Here is a 15,381-nt window from a genome sequence, read left to right on the forward strand (position 1 = left end):
TATTCACCAAGGGCACGTTCATCACGCAAACCATTTCGGCCGGATTTATGAGTTTACGAATTGGGTGGTTGCCTGTCGGCTCCGACGATGGCAGTCTATGGTGCGGTGCAGCAAATTGGATGACCAGCCGAACTGGCCCCCGATCGGATTGGTCTGATGTCTCCTTGATTGGAGCAGGACAATGCGACACGAGTTTTCTGAGCCCCGGCTGCGGGGATCGGCCAGAAGCCCGGCCCAAAAGCCGGCGATGACGGGAATCTGAGTTCATGGCCTCGATATTCGGTTTCAGATCAAGGGATCCGGCCCGCGACCGGCAGACCGACGTTTCGCGCCTTGATCGCCTGGCAAAGCTGTTCGAGCAGATCGCGGCCGAGATCGAGTCCGAGAAAGCCGGGCTTGAGAATCGCTACCGGACCAAGGCGACCAATGCCGCCTTCCTGATCGAAGCGATGGAAAACGGCTCCGCCTCCGACAAGCGGTCTTCGGAAGTCAGCGCGCTGACACAGTCGATCCTGAATTGCGAACGCCGCATCGCGGCGCTGTCGCGCCAGGACGGCATGATGAAAGACCTCCGTCATTCACTGCATATGGTCTTCGATGACAATGCCGGCTCGGAAATAGCGGCCAAATTCGCCAGGCCTGCGGGCGCCAGCAGAGGTTGATGGTGACGGCTCGAAACTGTTCAACGGATTTGATGCAAGGCAGGAAAAGCAATTCGGGAGGGTCACAAAAGCAGGTCAAGGTTGCCCGTTTCAGGAGCGGTTCGAACGTCGACTTTGGGTTGGGGACGCGCAGCGCAAAGGTGAGTTTGATATGAATTCGGATCCGAAACCTACGTCCACGACAGCATTTGACGCACCGCCGCTCGCACAGCGGACCGCGCAAGCCAGCCGGCGGCGATTGCGTTCGCTCAGTGCCTTGCTGCTGGCTGCGCTTGGAAGTTTCCTGGTAACCCCCTCCTATGCGCAGGACATTCCGACATCGCCGTCCTTTGTCGACGATTTCAAAAGCTTCGATCGTGCTCGCTGGTATGTTTCCGACGGCTGGAGCAATGGCAGCCATCAGAATTGCACCTGGTCGAAGCGACAGGTCAGCCTTTCGGACGGGGTGCTGTCGCTGGGCTTCGAGAAGCAGCAACTGAAAAACCGTGAGTTTGCCTGCGGCGAGGTCCAGACCAAGCAGCGCTTCGGCTATGGCACCTATGAGGCGCGGATGAAGACCGATACCGGCTCCGGCCTTAATGCTGCGTTCTTCTCCTATATCGGTCCATCCGACAAGCAGCCTTGGGATGAGATCGATTTCGAGGTCCTGACCAAGAACACTTCCAAGGTGCAGGTCAACGCCTATATTGCGGGCAAGGGCAAGAACGAGAAGCTGGTCGACGTGCCGGGTGGCACCGAGAGTGCTTTCAACGATTACGCCTTCGTCTGGCACAAGGACAGTTTGCGCTGGTACGTGAACGGTCAGCTGGTCAACACCATTACCGATCCGGCGAAATTGCCGACCCATGCGCAGAAAATATTCTTCAGCTTCTGGGGCAGCGATACGATGACCGGCTGGATGGGCGCTTTCACGGATCCGGGCCGCAAACTTTCGCTGCAAATCGACCGCGTCGCATTCACGGCCCAGGGGGAACCCTGTCAATTTCCGGAATCGCTGGCATGCAGCGTAAAGTAGTTGGGAAAGTCGTGTTGAACTGGCCGGGCCGAAAACGGCCCGCTGCCTTGCATGGGAACGAAACCGAATGAATTTGACGGTGTTTGGAATTGGCTATGTTGGCCTCGTACAGGCGGCGGTACTTGCCGAAGTCGGGCACCAGGTGGTGTGCGTCGACATAGACGCCGCCAAGGTCGAGCGGCTCAATCAGGGCCTGGTTCCCATCTTCGAACCTGGACTGGAAAGCCTGGTCAGGGAGAACCACGCCGCCGGCCGAATCAAGTTCACCACCGATGCCGCCGCTGCCGTCAGGCATGGCGAGATTCAGATGATCGCGGTCGGCACGCCGCCCGGCGAGGACGGCTCGGCCGACCTCAAATATGTGCTGGCCGTCGCCGAGACCATCGGCCGCGAGATGGACAAATCGAAGATCGTCGTCGGCAAGTCGACGGTGCCGGTCGGCACCTGCGAAAAGGTCAAGGCCAGGATCGCCGAAACGCTGAAGAAACGAGGCCGCGAGGATCTGACCTTCGACGTCGCGTCCAACCCGGAATTCCTCAAGGAAGGGTCCGCGGTCGCCGACTGCATGAAGCCGGATCGGATCATCGTCGGCACCGGCAGCGAGGACACCGAGGCGGTGATGCGAGAACTTTACGCGCCGTTCAACCGCAACCACGAGAAGATGATCGTGATGGACGTGCGCAGCGCCGAATTCACCAAATATGCCGCCAATTGCATGCTGGCGACCAAGATCAGCTTCATGAACGAGATGGCCAATTTGGCCGAGCAGCTCGGCGCCGACATCGAGGAGGTCCGCAAGGGCATCGGCAGCGATCCGCGCATCGGCTACCATTTCATCTATCCGGGTCTTGGTTATGGCGGCTCCTGCTTCCCAAAGGACGTGCGCGCGCTGATCAAGACCGCCGAAGGCGTCCAGTTCGATGCCAAGCTGCTGCGCGCGGTCGAGGAGCGCAACAACGCCCAGAAATCGGTTCTCTTCGACAAGGTGGACCGCTATTTCAAGGGCAACCTCAAGGGCAAGACCTTTGCGCTGTGGGGTCTCGCCTTCAAGCCCGACACCGACGACATGCGCGAGGCTCCGGCGCGGACGCTGATGGAAGCGCTTTGGAAGGCCGGCGCCAATGTGCAAGCCTATGATCCCGAGGCGATGCAGGAATGCCAGGCCATCTACGGGCTGCGCGACGACCTGCTTCTGTGCGGCACCAAGGAGGCGGCACTGCGCGGCGCCGATGCGCTGCTGATCGCCACCGAATGGAAGAGTTTCCGCGCGCCGTCCTTCGACGCGCTGCGAGATGCACTGACCACACCGATCATCTTCGACGGCCGCAACCTCTATGACCCCAAGGTCATCGCCCGCCATGGCATCGAATATCACTCGATCGGCAGAATGGCGGCGTGACGGGAGGGCGGCACAACAAGGAGCCAGGTCCATGAAAGTTCTGTTTGCAGGCGGCAGCGGCTACACGCCGCAATTCAGCGGCGGCGTGCAGTCGAGCACCCACCATCTGGTGGAACAATTGCGCGAGAACGGTCATGATGCTTCCGTTCTGGCGGCGCTGTTCGGCGATGGCATGTTCGGCTTCAGGGCGCGCGCCAAGATGAAGCTCCTTCGTCAGCGCGCCGTCATCGACACTTTCCCGGGCTATCCGGTGGTTCGGGCATGGTTTCCCTGGGAAGCGGTCGGCTTTGCGGTCGAAAAGCTGAGGCCGGATGTTGCCGTGGTGCAATGTCACAACTCGGTTCCGATCGGCAGGGCACTGCAGGCCGAAGGCGTGCCCGTCGTCGTCTATCTGAGGAATGTCGAATTCCGCGAACTGGCCGGCGACCTGCGCGACCTGCATTCGGCGCTCTATATCGCCAATTCCGAGTTCACGGCGCGCACCTACAAGGCAAAATTCGATATCGATTCGACGGTCATTCCGCCGACCATCAATCCCGCGTTCTACTGCACACCGACGACCGGTGAATTTGTCACGCTCATCAATCCCTATGAGGAAAAAGGCTTCGACCTTGCAGTCCGCATTGCCGCCGCCTGTCCTGAGATCCCATTCCTGTTCGTCGAAAGCTGGAAGCTCGATGACGATCACCGGGCCCGGATCGAAGCGACGATCTCTCCATTGCAAAACGTCAAGCTGGAAGGCCGCACCAGTGACATGAAGACGGTCTACGGCCGCACGAAGATACTGCTTGCACCCAGCAAATGGGAAGAGGCCTGGGGCAGGGTAGCCTCGGAAGCGCATTGCAGCGGCATTCCCGTGGTCGGCTCACGTCGCGGCGGTCTGCCGGAAGCGATCGGCTCCGGCGGCGTGGTGCTGGACTACGACGCACCGCTTGCCGACTGGGTCTCGGCCGTCAGACGGCTGTGGAGCGACGACGCCGAGTACAAGCGTCTATCGGCGGCGGCGACTCAGTTTTCAGAGCGACCGCAAATGAACCCGGACCGTCAGTTCGCCACGTTCATGGACGTTCTCGACAGCGCTCGGCGTGTCGGCCTGGAGCGGGCTGCCTAAGACGCGGTGCGTTGGAATCGATTTACCTGGCGCCCTACGCTGCCGGGCGACTGCAGTCGCATGACGCCCCTGAGCCAGTTCCAGGCCCAGCCATCCGCGGGCAGTCGATTCAAATGCTGCAGTGCAATATTCCTGTGGCAAGGCAGCAATCAACGTGTATTCTGTCCGCATACATTAGGGCTGGCGCAACGCGGACCGCTTGGGGTCTAGGGCAAGCCCCAACCTTGCAGGCGGGCTATGCGTGTGGGCTTTGTCGTCGGCGGATTCCCTCTGCTTTCAGAAACCTTCGTCGTGGACCAGATGGCTGGGCTACTGGCGCGGGGCTTCGATGTTGAGGTCGTCTGCGACAGGACGAAAGGCGACGATCGGATAGACCGGCAAATGGAGCCGATGGCGACGCTGCTCGCCAGAACCCAACATTGGTGGAGATGGGCCGCTGGAATCAGCGAATTTGTACGCCGGCTGCCGCCGCGCCTGCGATACAAGGCTTCGACCGCTCTTGATATGGTTTTCGCACGCCGCCTGAACCACTGTGACGTGATTGTCGCTCACTTCGGACAGAACGGGGAAAGAGCGGCGGCGCTGAAGAAATGGAAGGTCCTCAAACCGCCTATCATAACCATCTTTCACGGCGCGGATGTCGCGATCCCCGCGCGGCAGGCAGTGCTTGCGACGCAATACGCTGGGCTAATCAAACATGGCAGCTTGAACCTGCCGGTCAACGATTTCTTCCGCAGGATGTTGCTGGAAGCCGGTGCGTCTCAGGCAAGCACGACGGTCCATCACATGGGAATCGATCCCCGCGAAATCAGCTATCGCTGGGAATCGTGGGAAGGCACCCAGCTGATCCTGACTACGGTTTGTCGCCTGGTGGAGAAGAAAGGCGTCGAGTTCGCCTTGCGCGCCCTTGCCTCTCTGGCAGCGTCCCATCCTGAGATAGACTGGCGCTACGATATTGTCGGCGACGGTCCATTGCGGGTTGGCTTGGAGAAACTGGCTGTGGAATTGGGCTTGGCAGGTCGCGTAACATTCCTTGGCAGCCTCCCGCACATGGAGGTGAAGAGACGGCTTCGCATGGCGCATCTCTTCTTGCTTCCAAGCGTCACCGCCAGCGACGGGGACATGGAAGGCATTCCGGTCGCGCTCATGGAGGCCATGGCCGCCGGATTGATTGCGGTCAGCACGCATCACTCGGGAATCCCCGAGCTCATCGAGGATCAGGAGACAGGGTTGCTTGCACCCGAGCGAGACGTTTCAGTGCTTGCCGCCAAGCTTTCCTGGGCAGCCGAACATCCGCAAGAATGCGAACGTATCGCAGTTGCCGCGCGCCGCAAGGTCGAGGACGACTTCAACGCCGATGTTCTGAATGAACGTTTTGCACAAATGGTTGCCCAACTGGCCACGCCGGCCTCTGCACCTGAACCCGCCAAGCATGCCGGCGCTGCCGAGGTCCTGGCGAGTCCTTCATCTGCGGGCCTTGGTGGTTGATCGGCAGACACGCCAAATTGCCGGAAATCTTGCTCCGCCGCACCAAAAATGTTGCAGTGCAGCAAAGCCTGTACTAATGTCCGTCCCGGGTGGCCAACAGCGGTAGAATTCTATGCTGCATGTCTCGAGCCTTGGGCACGATGTTTTCGGCCCGGCCGTCGTCGGGCGCGCACCGGCTCCCAGTGCGGTTGACCTGCAGCCACCTTGCGAGGTTTCCGTGTCCCCTGCCGGTCCCCATGCGGGGCGGTTCACAACGGGCTGCTTGATCGGTATTCGCATGAATGCATCCTGCCGATGAAGATTTGCTTCGTAGTCGACAAGTTCCCCTCATTGTCGGAGACGTTCGTTCTCGACCAGATAGCCGGGTGCCTTGAGCGCGGCATGGAAGTCGGCGTCGTCTGCAATGAGATGTCCTTTGGCAAGGACGCCAATATCGACGATTCGCGCTGGCACGCGCTGCCGGGAAAGGTCGTATGCTGGTGGGGTCGCCTAGCTCGCTATCGCCCGCTGCTCAGGAAGTGGTCTGGCAGGTTCTGGGATAAACTCTCGACCGCCATCGACATTGCTCATGCGCGTAGGTTGCAGAATGCCGACGTGATCGTCGCCCATTTTGGCAACAACGGCATGCGCGTGGCCCGCGCTATTAAACGAGGCAGGATTTCCGCTCCCCTTATGACGATATTTCATGGCCGCGATGTCGGCGAGCCGCTGCATGACGATACACTCTCGCGCTACAAGATTGTGTTCGAGAAGGGCGCTCTTCAACTGCCGGTGAATGCGTTTTTCCGCGATGCCTTGATCGACGTTGGTGCATCGCCGACGCAGGTTATGGTTCACCATATGGGTGTGCGGCCGAGCGAGATCGGCTATCGGTGGCGTTCATGGGAGCAAGCCACGCTATCTTTCATCTCGGTCTGCCGCCTGACAGAAAAAAAGGGCATCGAATATGCGCTTCGCGCGCTCGCCAGCCTGCCGCGGCGCAATTGGGTCTATTCGGTGATCGGAGGCGGAGAACTTCTGGAGGAGCTGAAGGGGATCGCCGCAAATCTCGGCATCGCCGACAGGGTGACTTTTCTTGGCCCGCGTCCGCACAGCGAAGTGAAGCAGCGTCTGCGCAATGCCCATGTGTTCCTGCTGCCTAGCGTCACTGCGCGCGATGGCGATCTGGAAGGCATTCCGGTTTCACTGATGGAGGCTATGGCCGCCGGCCTGACGGTGGTCAGCACATATCACTCGGGGATTCCCGAACTGATCGAGGATCAGAAGACAGGTTTTCTGGCTCCCGAGCGAGACATCGCGGCGCTGACCCGCAAACTTGCCTGGATCGCCGAGAATCCGAAGCCCTGCGAGCAAATTGCCCTCGCCGCGCGCAAGAAGATCGAGGCGGACTTCAACGCAGATGTGCTGAACGAACGTTTCGCACAGATCGCCGAGCAGCTTGGCGAAACGAGGGTCCGTTCATGAATGTCAATCCGCCGCCCCCTCATTTCGGTCGTGTCGCCCTTCGTGGCGGGTTCGTAACGATCGGTGCGCAGGGCTTCAAGATGGCGATCCAGTTTCTCTCCGTCATCGTGCTCGCCCGACTGCTCGTTCCCGAGGATTTCGGCCTGGTGGCTTCCGTCGGGCCGATCGTGGCCTTCGTTGGTTTGCTTCAAAACCTGGGCCTCCAGCAGGCTGTGGTTCAGCGCAGGGACATCAACGACCAGCAACTCAACCAAGTTTTCTGGATCAGTGCGCTCGTCGGACTGGGGAGCGCCGTGGTAGTGGCCGGCCTAGCGCCCGCGATTGCCGCTTTCTACGGCGATCAGCGCATGTCCGGCATTACCCTTGGCTCCGCCTTGCCGCTGCTCCTCGGCAGTCTTGCCGCGGTGCCGCTGGCACTGATGAATCGCCACCTGCAATTCGGCCAGCTCGCCGTGAATGATGTGATAAGTGCCGCCGCCGGACTTCTGGCCGCTGCGATCGCGGCCTATGCGGGGCTTGGCTACTGGTCGCTGGTCATCGGCCCAGCTGTTTCAGCGGTTGTCGCGTTGGCGGCCGCGTGGCGCGTGGCGCGGTGGAAGCCGCTACGCCCGGATTTGAAAGTCGATGCCGACATATTGTCGTTCGGCGCCAATCTGACGGGCTTCAATCTTGCCAACTTCTTCTCGCGCAATCTCGACAACATTCTCATCGGAAAATATTCCGGCGCGATCGAGCTCGGCTATTACGACCGCGCCTATAAGCTCCTGCTGTTCCCGCTGCAGAACATCAACCAGCCGCTGACGCGCGTGATGGTGCCTCTGCTAAGCCGCATCCATGAGGACAAGGCTCGATTTCGCGACATTTACGTGCGGACCAACTGGATGCTGGCTGCCGTTACCATGCCCGGCATCGCGGCGCTGACGATGACCTCCGATCAGGTGGTGGCGCTTCTCTTCGGCCAGGGTTGGGCGCCGGTGGCGCCGATTTTCGCCTGGCTGGGCATCGCTAGCCTGGTCCAGTCCGTTTCAAGCACCACAGGCTGGATATTCATCTGTCAGGGCAAGACGAAGACCATGTTCCACTGGGGCATCTATTCGTCACTGACGACCGTAGCCGCCTTCATCGTCGGCCTGCACTGGGGTGCCGTCGGCGTTGCCGCGGCCTATGCCATCAGCGGTTACGTGCTGCGCGTTCCCGTGCTTGCCGTGCTGGTCCATCGAGTCGGTCCCGTCACAGCCGCCGACTTTCTGGTCATGCAGGGGCTTTTCATTGCCTCGTCCCTGCTCGCCTGGCACGCGTACTCGTGGTTGCCGGCGTCGCTGACCGGACAGTCAGACCTGCTCGCGGTCTTTCTCGCGATTGCTCTCAATTACGGGATCGGTCTCATTCTCATGCTTGCGGTCGCCCAGTCGCGCCGCGCGTTGTTCACCACCCTGTCCAACGCCGCGCGCAACATCCGCTGAGTGACCGCCGATCAACGGCGCCAGCAGGTTTGTGGCCGACATTGCCGAGGCATGCTCCTCAAGCACGGCCTGAAGGCTGGTCTGGCGATAGAGGTTGAGGTTTGCTGCAAATCTGCCGAGCTTTTCGCCCGCTTCCTCAGGCGTCACCGTGTCGATGTCGAGCAGCATGTCGGCGACACCGATCCGCTTGGCCACTTCCTTGGTCTTGAACTCATAGGCGATTGGCAGCACCGGCGTGCCGACACAAAGCGACATGATCATCATGTGCATACGCGTCGCGACCACGAAGTCGAAGCCTTTCACCAGTGCCATCAACTGTTCCGGCGTGTGGAACGCAGCGTCTACGGTCACATGTTTGGCGATCTCCGGATCGAGTTCGGCGACGATCGCCCGCGCGGTCTTGGAATCGTCATGGGCGTATTCCGGCACCCCCTGACACGTGGAGACGAACGTCACCTCCTTGCCGTGGTCCCTGACGAGAATCGACGCGATCTCGCGGATCGAATCGAGATAGCGGCGCATGCCGCCTTCGCCATCGCTGACGTAATTCCAGTGGCGGACGGAAATGGCGACACGGCCCGTCGGCGCCGGCGGCTGACCGGAGGCTAGAATTTTCTCGATCCTGTCGGTATCGGCAAGGGCGAAGACGGCGTCGGCCACCACGTGGCATTTGCCGAAATCCTTCACCAGATCCTGGATATGGTTTCTGGACCGTTCGTCACGCAGCAGGATGAGCGGGCTGCGGTCGAAGATCGGGCTCAGTTCCTGGCGGTTGTAACTTTTATTGAACGGGCCGAGGGATTGCGTGAAGAAAACCGGATCCTTGCCGAGCACGGCATCAAGCCGAAACTGATTGAGACGTCTTTCGAGATTGTAGTTCTCTACGAGATAGGTCCCGCCTGTCGTGACCACGAGATCGGCGCCAGTGTAGATATCGAGGCTGCGACGGTCACTCCGGCTGAAGAAAGCGCCAATCGCGCTGCTCCCGAACCACCGCAGGGCCTGAAGGACAATTTTGTTGTAGATCGGCTTGATCCAGTTCTTCAGTCCATCGCCATTCTTATACCGGAAAAGGGACTCCGACAGCAGCTTGTGAAATTCAAGGTCCGGATAATCCCTTTGCGGGTAAAGCCTCGCCGCGACCTCGGGCTGGCTGTCGAAGATGAAGAATTGCAGGTCGCTCCCGGCGACTGCCTTTAGGATGTGCCGGATCGCTAGCAAAATCGCTGCATCCCCGGTGTTCAGGCAGACTGTGTTTTCGACCACGATCTTCATGGAATTACCTCATATCGTCAGCAGATTCCGCGGCCAGGCCAGCGGTGCTTAAGACGGGGGTGACCGAAAAATGCTGCACGCCAGGACGATCCCGATGCGCTCCGCGTCACGATTTAGGGCGCCGCACCAGGTGACCAACCGCACGGTCCGAGTGGCGCTAAAAGCTAGCCCGAGATTAACGCCTCAATTTTGCAGTGCAACAGAAAAGGTGGATCGTTGCACCAAAAATGTTGCGATGCAGCAAGACCTGTACTAGGATTCCTCTGGGTGGGCCAACAGCGGTCGAGTTTTCATGCTGCATGTCTTGTACCTTGTGCACGACGTTTCCGACCCGGCAGTGCGCCGAAGGATTACGATGCTCAGGGCAGGTGGGGCCCAGGTCACCTTGGCCGGCTTCCGTCGCACCACGACTCCGATAGCGGATGTCGAGGGATTGCGGCCGATCGACCTTGGCGCGACGCGTGACGGGCGATTCGGCCAGCGCCTCGCGGCGGTCGCCAAGGCGACGTTATCGATGGGCTCGAAGCTTGCCGGAGTGCCGAGGCCCGATCTCATCATCGCGCGCAACCTGGAAATGCTGGCGCTCGCCCGCCGCGCGAGGTCAGCCTTAGGTGCGTCGGTTCCGATCGTATACGAGTGCCTCGATATTCATCGCCTGGTGCTGCGCAACGATGTCCTGGGCAAGGCGCTGCGCGCCACCGAACGCTTTTTGGCCAGGGACGTGAAGCTGCTGGTTACCAGTTCGCCGGCCTTCATAGCCAATTACTTCAAGCCGTTCGGCCAGGTCGCGGCACCCATCGAGCTGGTCGAAAACAAGTATTTCGAGGTCGCGGCGGTCTTGCCTGGCGATGCTGAAGCGGTTGAGAGCCCGCCCGGCCCGCCGTGGCGGATCGGCTGGTTCGGCGCCCTGCGCTGCCGCCGTTCGCTCGAGTTGCTGGCCGATTTCTCCCGCCGAATGGAGGGACGCTTCGAGGTCGTGCTGCGCGGCCGCCCGGCTTTGTCCGAATTCCCGGATTTCCATGGCTTCGTCGAAGCCGAGCCGTGGCTGTCGTTTCGCGGGCCCTACCGCAACCCGGAGGACATGGCTGCGATCTACAAGGAAGTCCATTTTTCCTGGGCAATCGATTTCTTCGAAGCCGGGCAGAACTCCGAATGGCTTCTGCCAAACCGGCTCTATGAGGGCTGCCGTTTTGGCGCGGTGCCGATCTCGATGGGCAACACCGAGACCGGGCGGTTCCTAAAACAGCAGGATATCGGTGTGTTGTTGCCGCAGGCGTCGCCCGAAGCGCTCGAAGCCGAACTCGGCAAGATGGAGGAGCATCGCTTTGCCAGGCTGAAAGGGCGTGTTCTTGCCCGCAACCCGAGGACCTGGAGCTACGATCGCAGCGATTGCCGGGCGCTCGTCGAGCGGCTGCGCAGCCTCACCGCCGTGGCCGGCTCCTTTGCGGCCGAGGCATTGGCATAGGATGGGCAGAGATGGACAGTGGCAGGATGGACAGAGGTTGATGACGCAGACTGAAAAGCCCTCATCCAGCCTGATCGTTATCCCGTGTCTGAATGAAGCCGCCCATATCGGCGCGCTGCTCGATCAATTGCGACCCGCGGCAGCCAGGCTTGACGCCCGGATCATTGTCGCCGACGGCGGCAGCACCGACGGCACGCTGACCATCGTCAAGGATATCGTTGCGAAGGACCAGCGCGTTGTCCTGCTTAACAATAAGCGGCGCATCCAGAGCGCGGCGATCAATCTCGCCGTCGGCACGTTCGGCGAGGGCGCCGACTTTCTGATCCGCATCGATGCGCATGGCGGCTATCCCGACGACTATTGCGACCGGCTGGTCGAGGAGGCATTGGCCACCGGGGCGGATTCGGTTGTCGTTTCGATGCTGACCAGCGGCAGCGGCACCGTGCAGAAAGCCGCCGCCGCGGCACAGAATTCCAAGCTCGGCACCGGCGGCTCGAAGCATCGGCATCTTTCGGGGGGAGAGTGGATCGACCACGGCCATCACGCACTGATGCGGATATCGGCCTTCGAGGCAGTCGGCGGTTATGACGAGACGTTCAGTCACAACGAGGACGCCGAGCTCGATTACCGGCTGAGACAAGCCGGCTACAAGATCTGGATGAGCGGCAAGACGCAGATGGTCTACTATCCACGCGCCTCGCTCAGTGGCCTCTATTTCCAGTATCTCGGCTATGGCCGCGGCCGCGCCAAGAACGTCCTCAAGCACCGCGTCATCCCAAAGGTCCGGCAGATGGTGCCACTGTTGGTGTTTCCGGTCGTGCTGTTGGCCGCCTTCTCGTTTGTGTATTGGCTGGCGGCGGTGCCGCTGCTGGTGTGGGCTTCCGTATGCCTCTTCTATGGCCTGTCGACGGCCATCCGCCAGCGCAATGCCGATATCGCGCTTGCCGGCGTTTCGGCGATGGTCATGCATCTTGGCTGGTCGGTCGGCTTCTGGCTGCAGCTTCTCGGCCTCGGGTCGCGGCGCGAGGCGGCGTGATGGCGGCGCAGGGCAAGAAGCGCAGCATTGACGTCGGCGTCTGCACGTTCCGCCGGCCGGAACTGGCCGACACGCTACGCTCGCTCGACGCCATGGACATGCCTGAAGGGTTCGATGTCGGCATCGTCGTCGCCGACAATGACGACGCCCCGACCGCCCGCGACCTGGTGACGGCGCTGTCGCGGGAATTGACGGTGCCGATCCGCTATCAGCACGCTCCGGCGCGCAACATTTCGATCGCCCGCAACGCCTGCCTCGACGCCAGCACTGCGGATTTCGTCGCCTTCATCGATGACGACGAGACGGCCAGGCCCGCATGGCTCGCCGAACTGGTCGCCATGGCTGAAGCAAGCGATGCCGCCGCTGTGCTCGGTCCGGTCAGGGCGCACTATCGCCCGGATGCGCCGGACTGGATGCGGCGCGGCGATTTCCATTCGACCTTGCCCGTCTGGGTGCGCGGCGAGATCCAGACCGGCTACACCTGCAATGTCCTGCTTCGGATGGGATCTGGGAGCCTGCGCGGCCGCCGCTTCAGCCTGGCGCGCGGCCAGACCGGCGGCGAAGACACCGAGTTCTTCGACCAGATGCACAAGGCCGGCGGCCGCATCGCTTTTGCGCCGGAAGCTTGGGTCGACGAGGTGGTGCCGCGCACAAGGGCGGCATTCGACTGGCTCGGCCGCCGCCGCTTCCGCGTCGGGCAGACGCATGGCCATCTTCTGGGGCGCGACGCGCGCGGCATCGGCCTGGTCAAGCAGGTCGGCCTGGCGTCGGCGAAGGCCATCTATTGCTTCGCTTCGGCACTTCCGGTCCTCATCAGTCCGGTTCGAAGGAACCGAAGCGTGCTGCGCGGCATTATGCATGTCGGCGTCGTCAGTGGTCTGGTCGGCATTCGCGAAATCCGGCTCTACGGTCAGCCTTCGCCACAGGAGGGAGGCAAGCGTGCAGCCTGATGTGAGCTTCGTGATTGCCGCCTTCAATGCCGAGGCGACCCTCGACCGGGCGATCGCCAGCGCCATCGCCCAGAACGACGTCAGCGTCGAAATCATCGTTGTCGACGACAAGTCGCGCGACGCGACGCTCGATGTGGCACGGGCCTATCCGCAGGATATCGTCCGCGTCATCGCCCTGGCCAGCAATCGCGGCCCTGGCGGCGCCAGGAATGCAGGCCTCGACGCCGCCCGAGGCAGGTGGATCGCGGTTCTCGATTCCGACGACGCCGTCTTTCCCAATCGGCTCGCCGCCATGATCGCGCGTGCCGAGAGTGCAGGCGCCGAGATCGCCGTCGACAACCTCCAGGTCATTCGCGAGGACGGTATCATCGAGGCCGCGATGTTCCCGCGGCACTATCTGGAAGGCTTGCGCGAAATTTCGCTGGCCACTTACATCGCCGGCAACATCCTCTTCGAATCAAAGTTCAATCTCGGCTATCTCAAGCCGATCTTCCAGCGCGAGTTCCTGAACCAGAACGGGCTTCGCTATGATGAAAAACTGATCATCGGAGAAGACTACATCCTCTTGGCCAACGCCTTGGCCATGGGCGGCAAATGCGCCGTCGAACCTGATATCGGCTATGCCTATCATATCCGCAGCGGCTCCATCTCCCGTGTGCTCGAGCTTCACCATATCGAAGCCATGCACAGGGCAGATGCGGTGTTCGCTCAAACTCATCAGATGGATGACGCCGCGCAGGCCGCGTTCGCCCGGCGCGGCCGCAGCCTGCGCACGGCCGCCTCGTTCCTGTCGATGGTTCAGCACATCAAGGCGCGGTCGCCATTCAAGGCGATCCTGACAGCGCTCGGCGACCCGGCGGCGATCAGACATATGGGCATGCCGATCGCCGTGCGGTTGCGAAGAATGGCGGCGCAGTTTGCCGTTGGGGTGGGCAGGTGAAGATGCAGGCACATGGAGGGTTTTTCGTGGCCTGTGAACGGACTGAAGTCGATCTCCTCAGAAGGAATTTGCGATGAAGAAAATCAGGAAGGCCGTCATACCGGTGGCGGGGCTTGGAACACGGTTCCTGCCGGCGACCAAATCGATGCCGAAGGAAATGCTTCCTGTCGTTGATAGACCCGTCGTGCAATATGCGGTGGACGAGGCCTTCGAGGCCGGCATCGAGCACATCGTGTTCGTGACCGGTCGCAACAAGGCGGTAATCGAGGACTATTTCGACCTCCATCCGGAACTGATCGGAACCCTGGAACAGACCGGCAAGAAGGCGCAGTTGCAGTCGCTGGAAAGCCTCTTGCCGGTGGCCGGCGCCACCAGCTTCATCCGCCAGCAATCGCCGCAAGGCCTCGGCCATGCCGTCTGGTGCGCGCGCGAAGTCATCGGCAACGAGCCCTTCGCCTTGCTGCTGCCGGACATGGTCTCCTTTGGCGGGCGCGGATGCCTCGCCGAAACCGTCGACCTTTATGAGCGCACCGGCGGCAATGTCATCGCCGTCGAGCGTTGCGAACCGGCCGAGACCAACAAATACGGCATCGTTGGCCGCGGCGCCGAGATCGGCAGTGGCTTCGAGGTGACGGCGATGGTCGAAAAGCCGGCGCCAGCCAACGCGCCGTCGAATTTCTACATCAACGGCCGCTACATCCTGCAGCCCGAGATCTTCGCGCTTCTGGGCAATCAGCAGCGCGGCGCCGGCAACGAGATCCAGCTGACGGACGCCATGGTGCGTCTGTCGAAGGATCAGCCGTTCTTCGCCCAGCCTTTCAAGGGGCGCATGTTCGACTGCGGTTCCAAGGAAGGGTTCATCCAGGCCAACATCGCCTTCGCGCTCGCGCGCGACGACATGAAGGGCCCGGTTTTCGAGATGCTTCAGGAGTTCGTCCGGTCGCATGAACGTCAGGAAGAAGCCGCATAATGCCCATGTTTTGGGAGCATTTTCAGATGGTGGATGGCGCGGGGCTATAGGCCCCGCGCTGTCTGGCACGAAGTTTGCGTCGCTTTTGCGCAAACGCTCCCGATCCTGGCGGCGCCTGCAAGCCAAAGCATGATCCCGGAAAG

The 15,381-nt window shown here is 61.2% G+C and carries 12 protein-coding genes and 1 pseudogene; 12 read left to right on the forward strand and 1 reads right to left on the reverse strand.

Annotated features, from left to right (window positions below; genetic code table 11):
- The first annotated feature begins 266 nt into the window (after nt 1–266).
- From NKH57_RS12175 to NKH57_RS12205, 7 genes are all read left to right on the forward strand, one after another.
- On the forward strand, nt 267–662 hold the full coding sequence (locus NKH57_RS12175; RefSeq protein WP_352944422.1) for a hypothetical protein: 396 nt from the start codon (nt 267–269) through the stop codon (nt 660–662).
- A 151-nt stretch (nt 663–813) separates the two neighbouring features.
- Nucleotides 814–1,677, forward strand: a complete 864-nt coding sequence (gene exoK / locus NKH57_RS12180) for an endo-1,3-1,4-beta-glycanase ExoK (protein ID WP_352944424.1) — start codon at nt 814–816, stop codon at nt 1,675–1,677.
- A gap of 67 nt (nt 1,678–1,744) precedes the next feature.
- On the forward strand, nt 1,745–3,076 hold the full coding sequence (locus NKH57_RS12185) for a UDP-glucose dehydrogenase family protein (RefSeq protein ID WP_352944426.1): 1,332 nt from the start codon (nt 1,745–1,747) through the stop codon (nt 3,074–3,076).
- 31 nt (nt 3,077–3,107) lie between these two features.
- Nucleotides 3,108–4,187 carry a glycosyltransferase gene (locus tag NKH57_RS12190; protein ID WP_352944428.1) on the forward strand — a complete coding sequence of 360 codons (1,080 nt, stop codon included), beginning with the start codon at nt 3,108–3,110 and terminating at the stop codon, nt 4,185–4,187.
- A gap of 237 nt (nt 4,188–4,424) precedes the next feature.
- Nucleotides 4,425–5,675, forward strand: a complete 1,251-nt coding sequence (locus NKH57_RS12195) for a glycosyltransferase (protein WP_352944430.1) — start codon at nt 4,425–4,427, stop codon at nt 5,673–5,675.
- 294 nt (nt 5,676–5,969) lie between these two features.
- Nucleotides 5,970–7,139, forward strand: coding sequence for a glycosyltransferase (locus NKH57_RS12200; protein WP_352944432.1), 1,170 nt, complete (start codon nt 5,970–5,972; stop codon nt 7,137–7,139).
- The gene (locus NKH57_RS12205) at nt 7,136–8,602 is read left to right on the forward strand and encodes a lipopolysaccharide biosynthesis protein (protein ID WP_352944434.1); all 1,467 of its coding nucleotides are present in this window, start codon (nt 7,136–7,138) and stop codon (nt 8,600–8,602) included. Before NKH57_RS12200 ends, NKH57_RS12205 begins: the two co-directional genes overlap by 4 nt.
- A gap of 225 nt (nt 8,603–8,827) precedes the next feature.
- On the opposite strand, the pseudogene NKH57_RS12210 reads toward NKH57_RS12205, so the two are convergent.
- Nucleotides 8,828–9,877, reverse strand: a pseudogene (locus tag NKH57_RS12210) (polysaccharide pyruvyl transferase family protein); the annotation flags it as partial.
- A 292-nt stretch (nt 9,878–10,169) separates the two neighbouring features.
- Between NKH57_RS12210 and NKH57_RS12215 the strand changes: the two are divergent.
- The 5 genes from NKH57_RS12215 to NKH57_RS12235 all read left to right on the forward strand — a co-directional run bounded on the left by NKH57_RS12215 (nt 10,170) and on the right by NKH57_RS12235 (nt 15,238).
- A complete protein-coding gene (locus NKH57_RS12215) occupies nt 10,170–11,342 on the forward strand; it encodes a glycosyltransferase (RefSeq protein ID WP_352944436.1) in 1,173 nt (390 codons plus the stop codon).
- Between the two features lie 40 nt (nt 11,343–11,382).
- Nucleotides 11,383–12,378: a glycosyltransferase family 2 protein gene (locus NKH57_RS12220; protein WP_352944438.1), complete on the forward strand. Its 996-nt coding sequence runs from the start codon at nt 11,383–11,385 to the stop codon at nt 12,376–12,378.
- A complete protein-coding gene (locus tag NKH57_RS12225) occupies nt 12,378–13,328 on the forward strand; it encodes a glycosyltransferase family 2 protein (protein ID WP_352944440.1) in 951 nt (316 codons plus the stop codon). Before NKH57_RS12220 ends, NKH57_RS12225 begins: the two co-directional genes overlap by 1 nt.
- Nucleotides 13,318–14,268, forward strand: a complete 951-nt coding sequence (locus NKH57_RS12230; RefSeq protein WP_352944441.1) for a glycosyltransferase family 2 protein — start codon at nt 13,318–13,320, stop codon at nt 14,266–14,268. The genes NKH57_RS12225 and NKH57_RS12230 overlap by 11 nt, the downstream gene beginning before the upstream one ends.
- Before the next feature lie 73 nt (nt 14,269–14,341).
- The gene (locus NKH57_RS12235) at nt 14,342–15,238 is read left to right on the forward strand and encodes a UTP--glucose-1-phosphate uridylyltransferase (RefSeq protein WP_352727327.1); all 897 of its coding nucleotides are present in this window, start codon (nt 14,342–14,344) and stop codon (nt 15,236–15,238) included.
- The last annotated feature ends 143 nt before the right edge of the window (nt 15,239–15,381 follow it).

The organism is Mesorhizobium sp. M1050, from assembly GCF_040318715.1.
Lineage (GTDB): Bacteria > Pseudomonadota > Alphaproteobacteria > Rhizobiales > Rhizobiaceae > Mesorhizobium.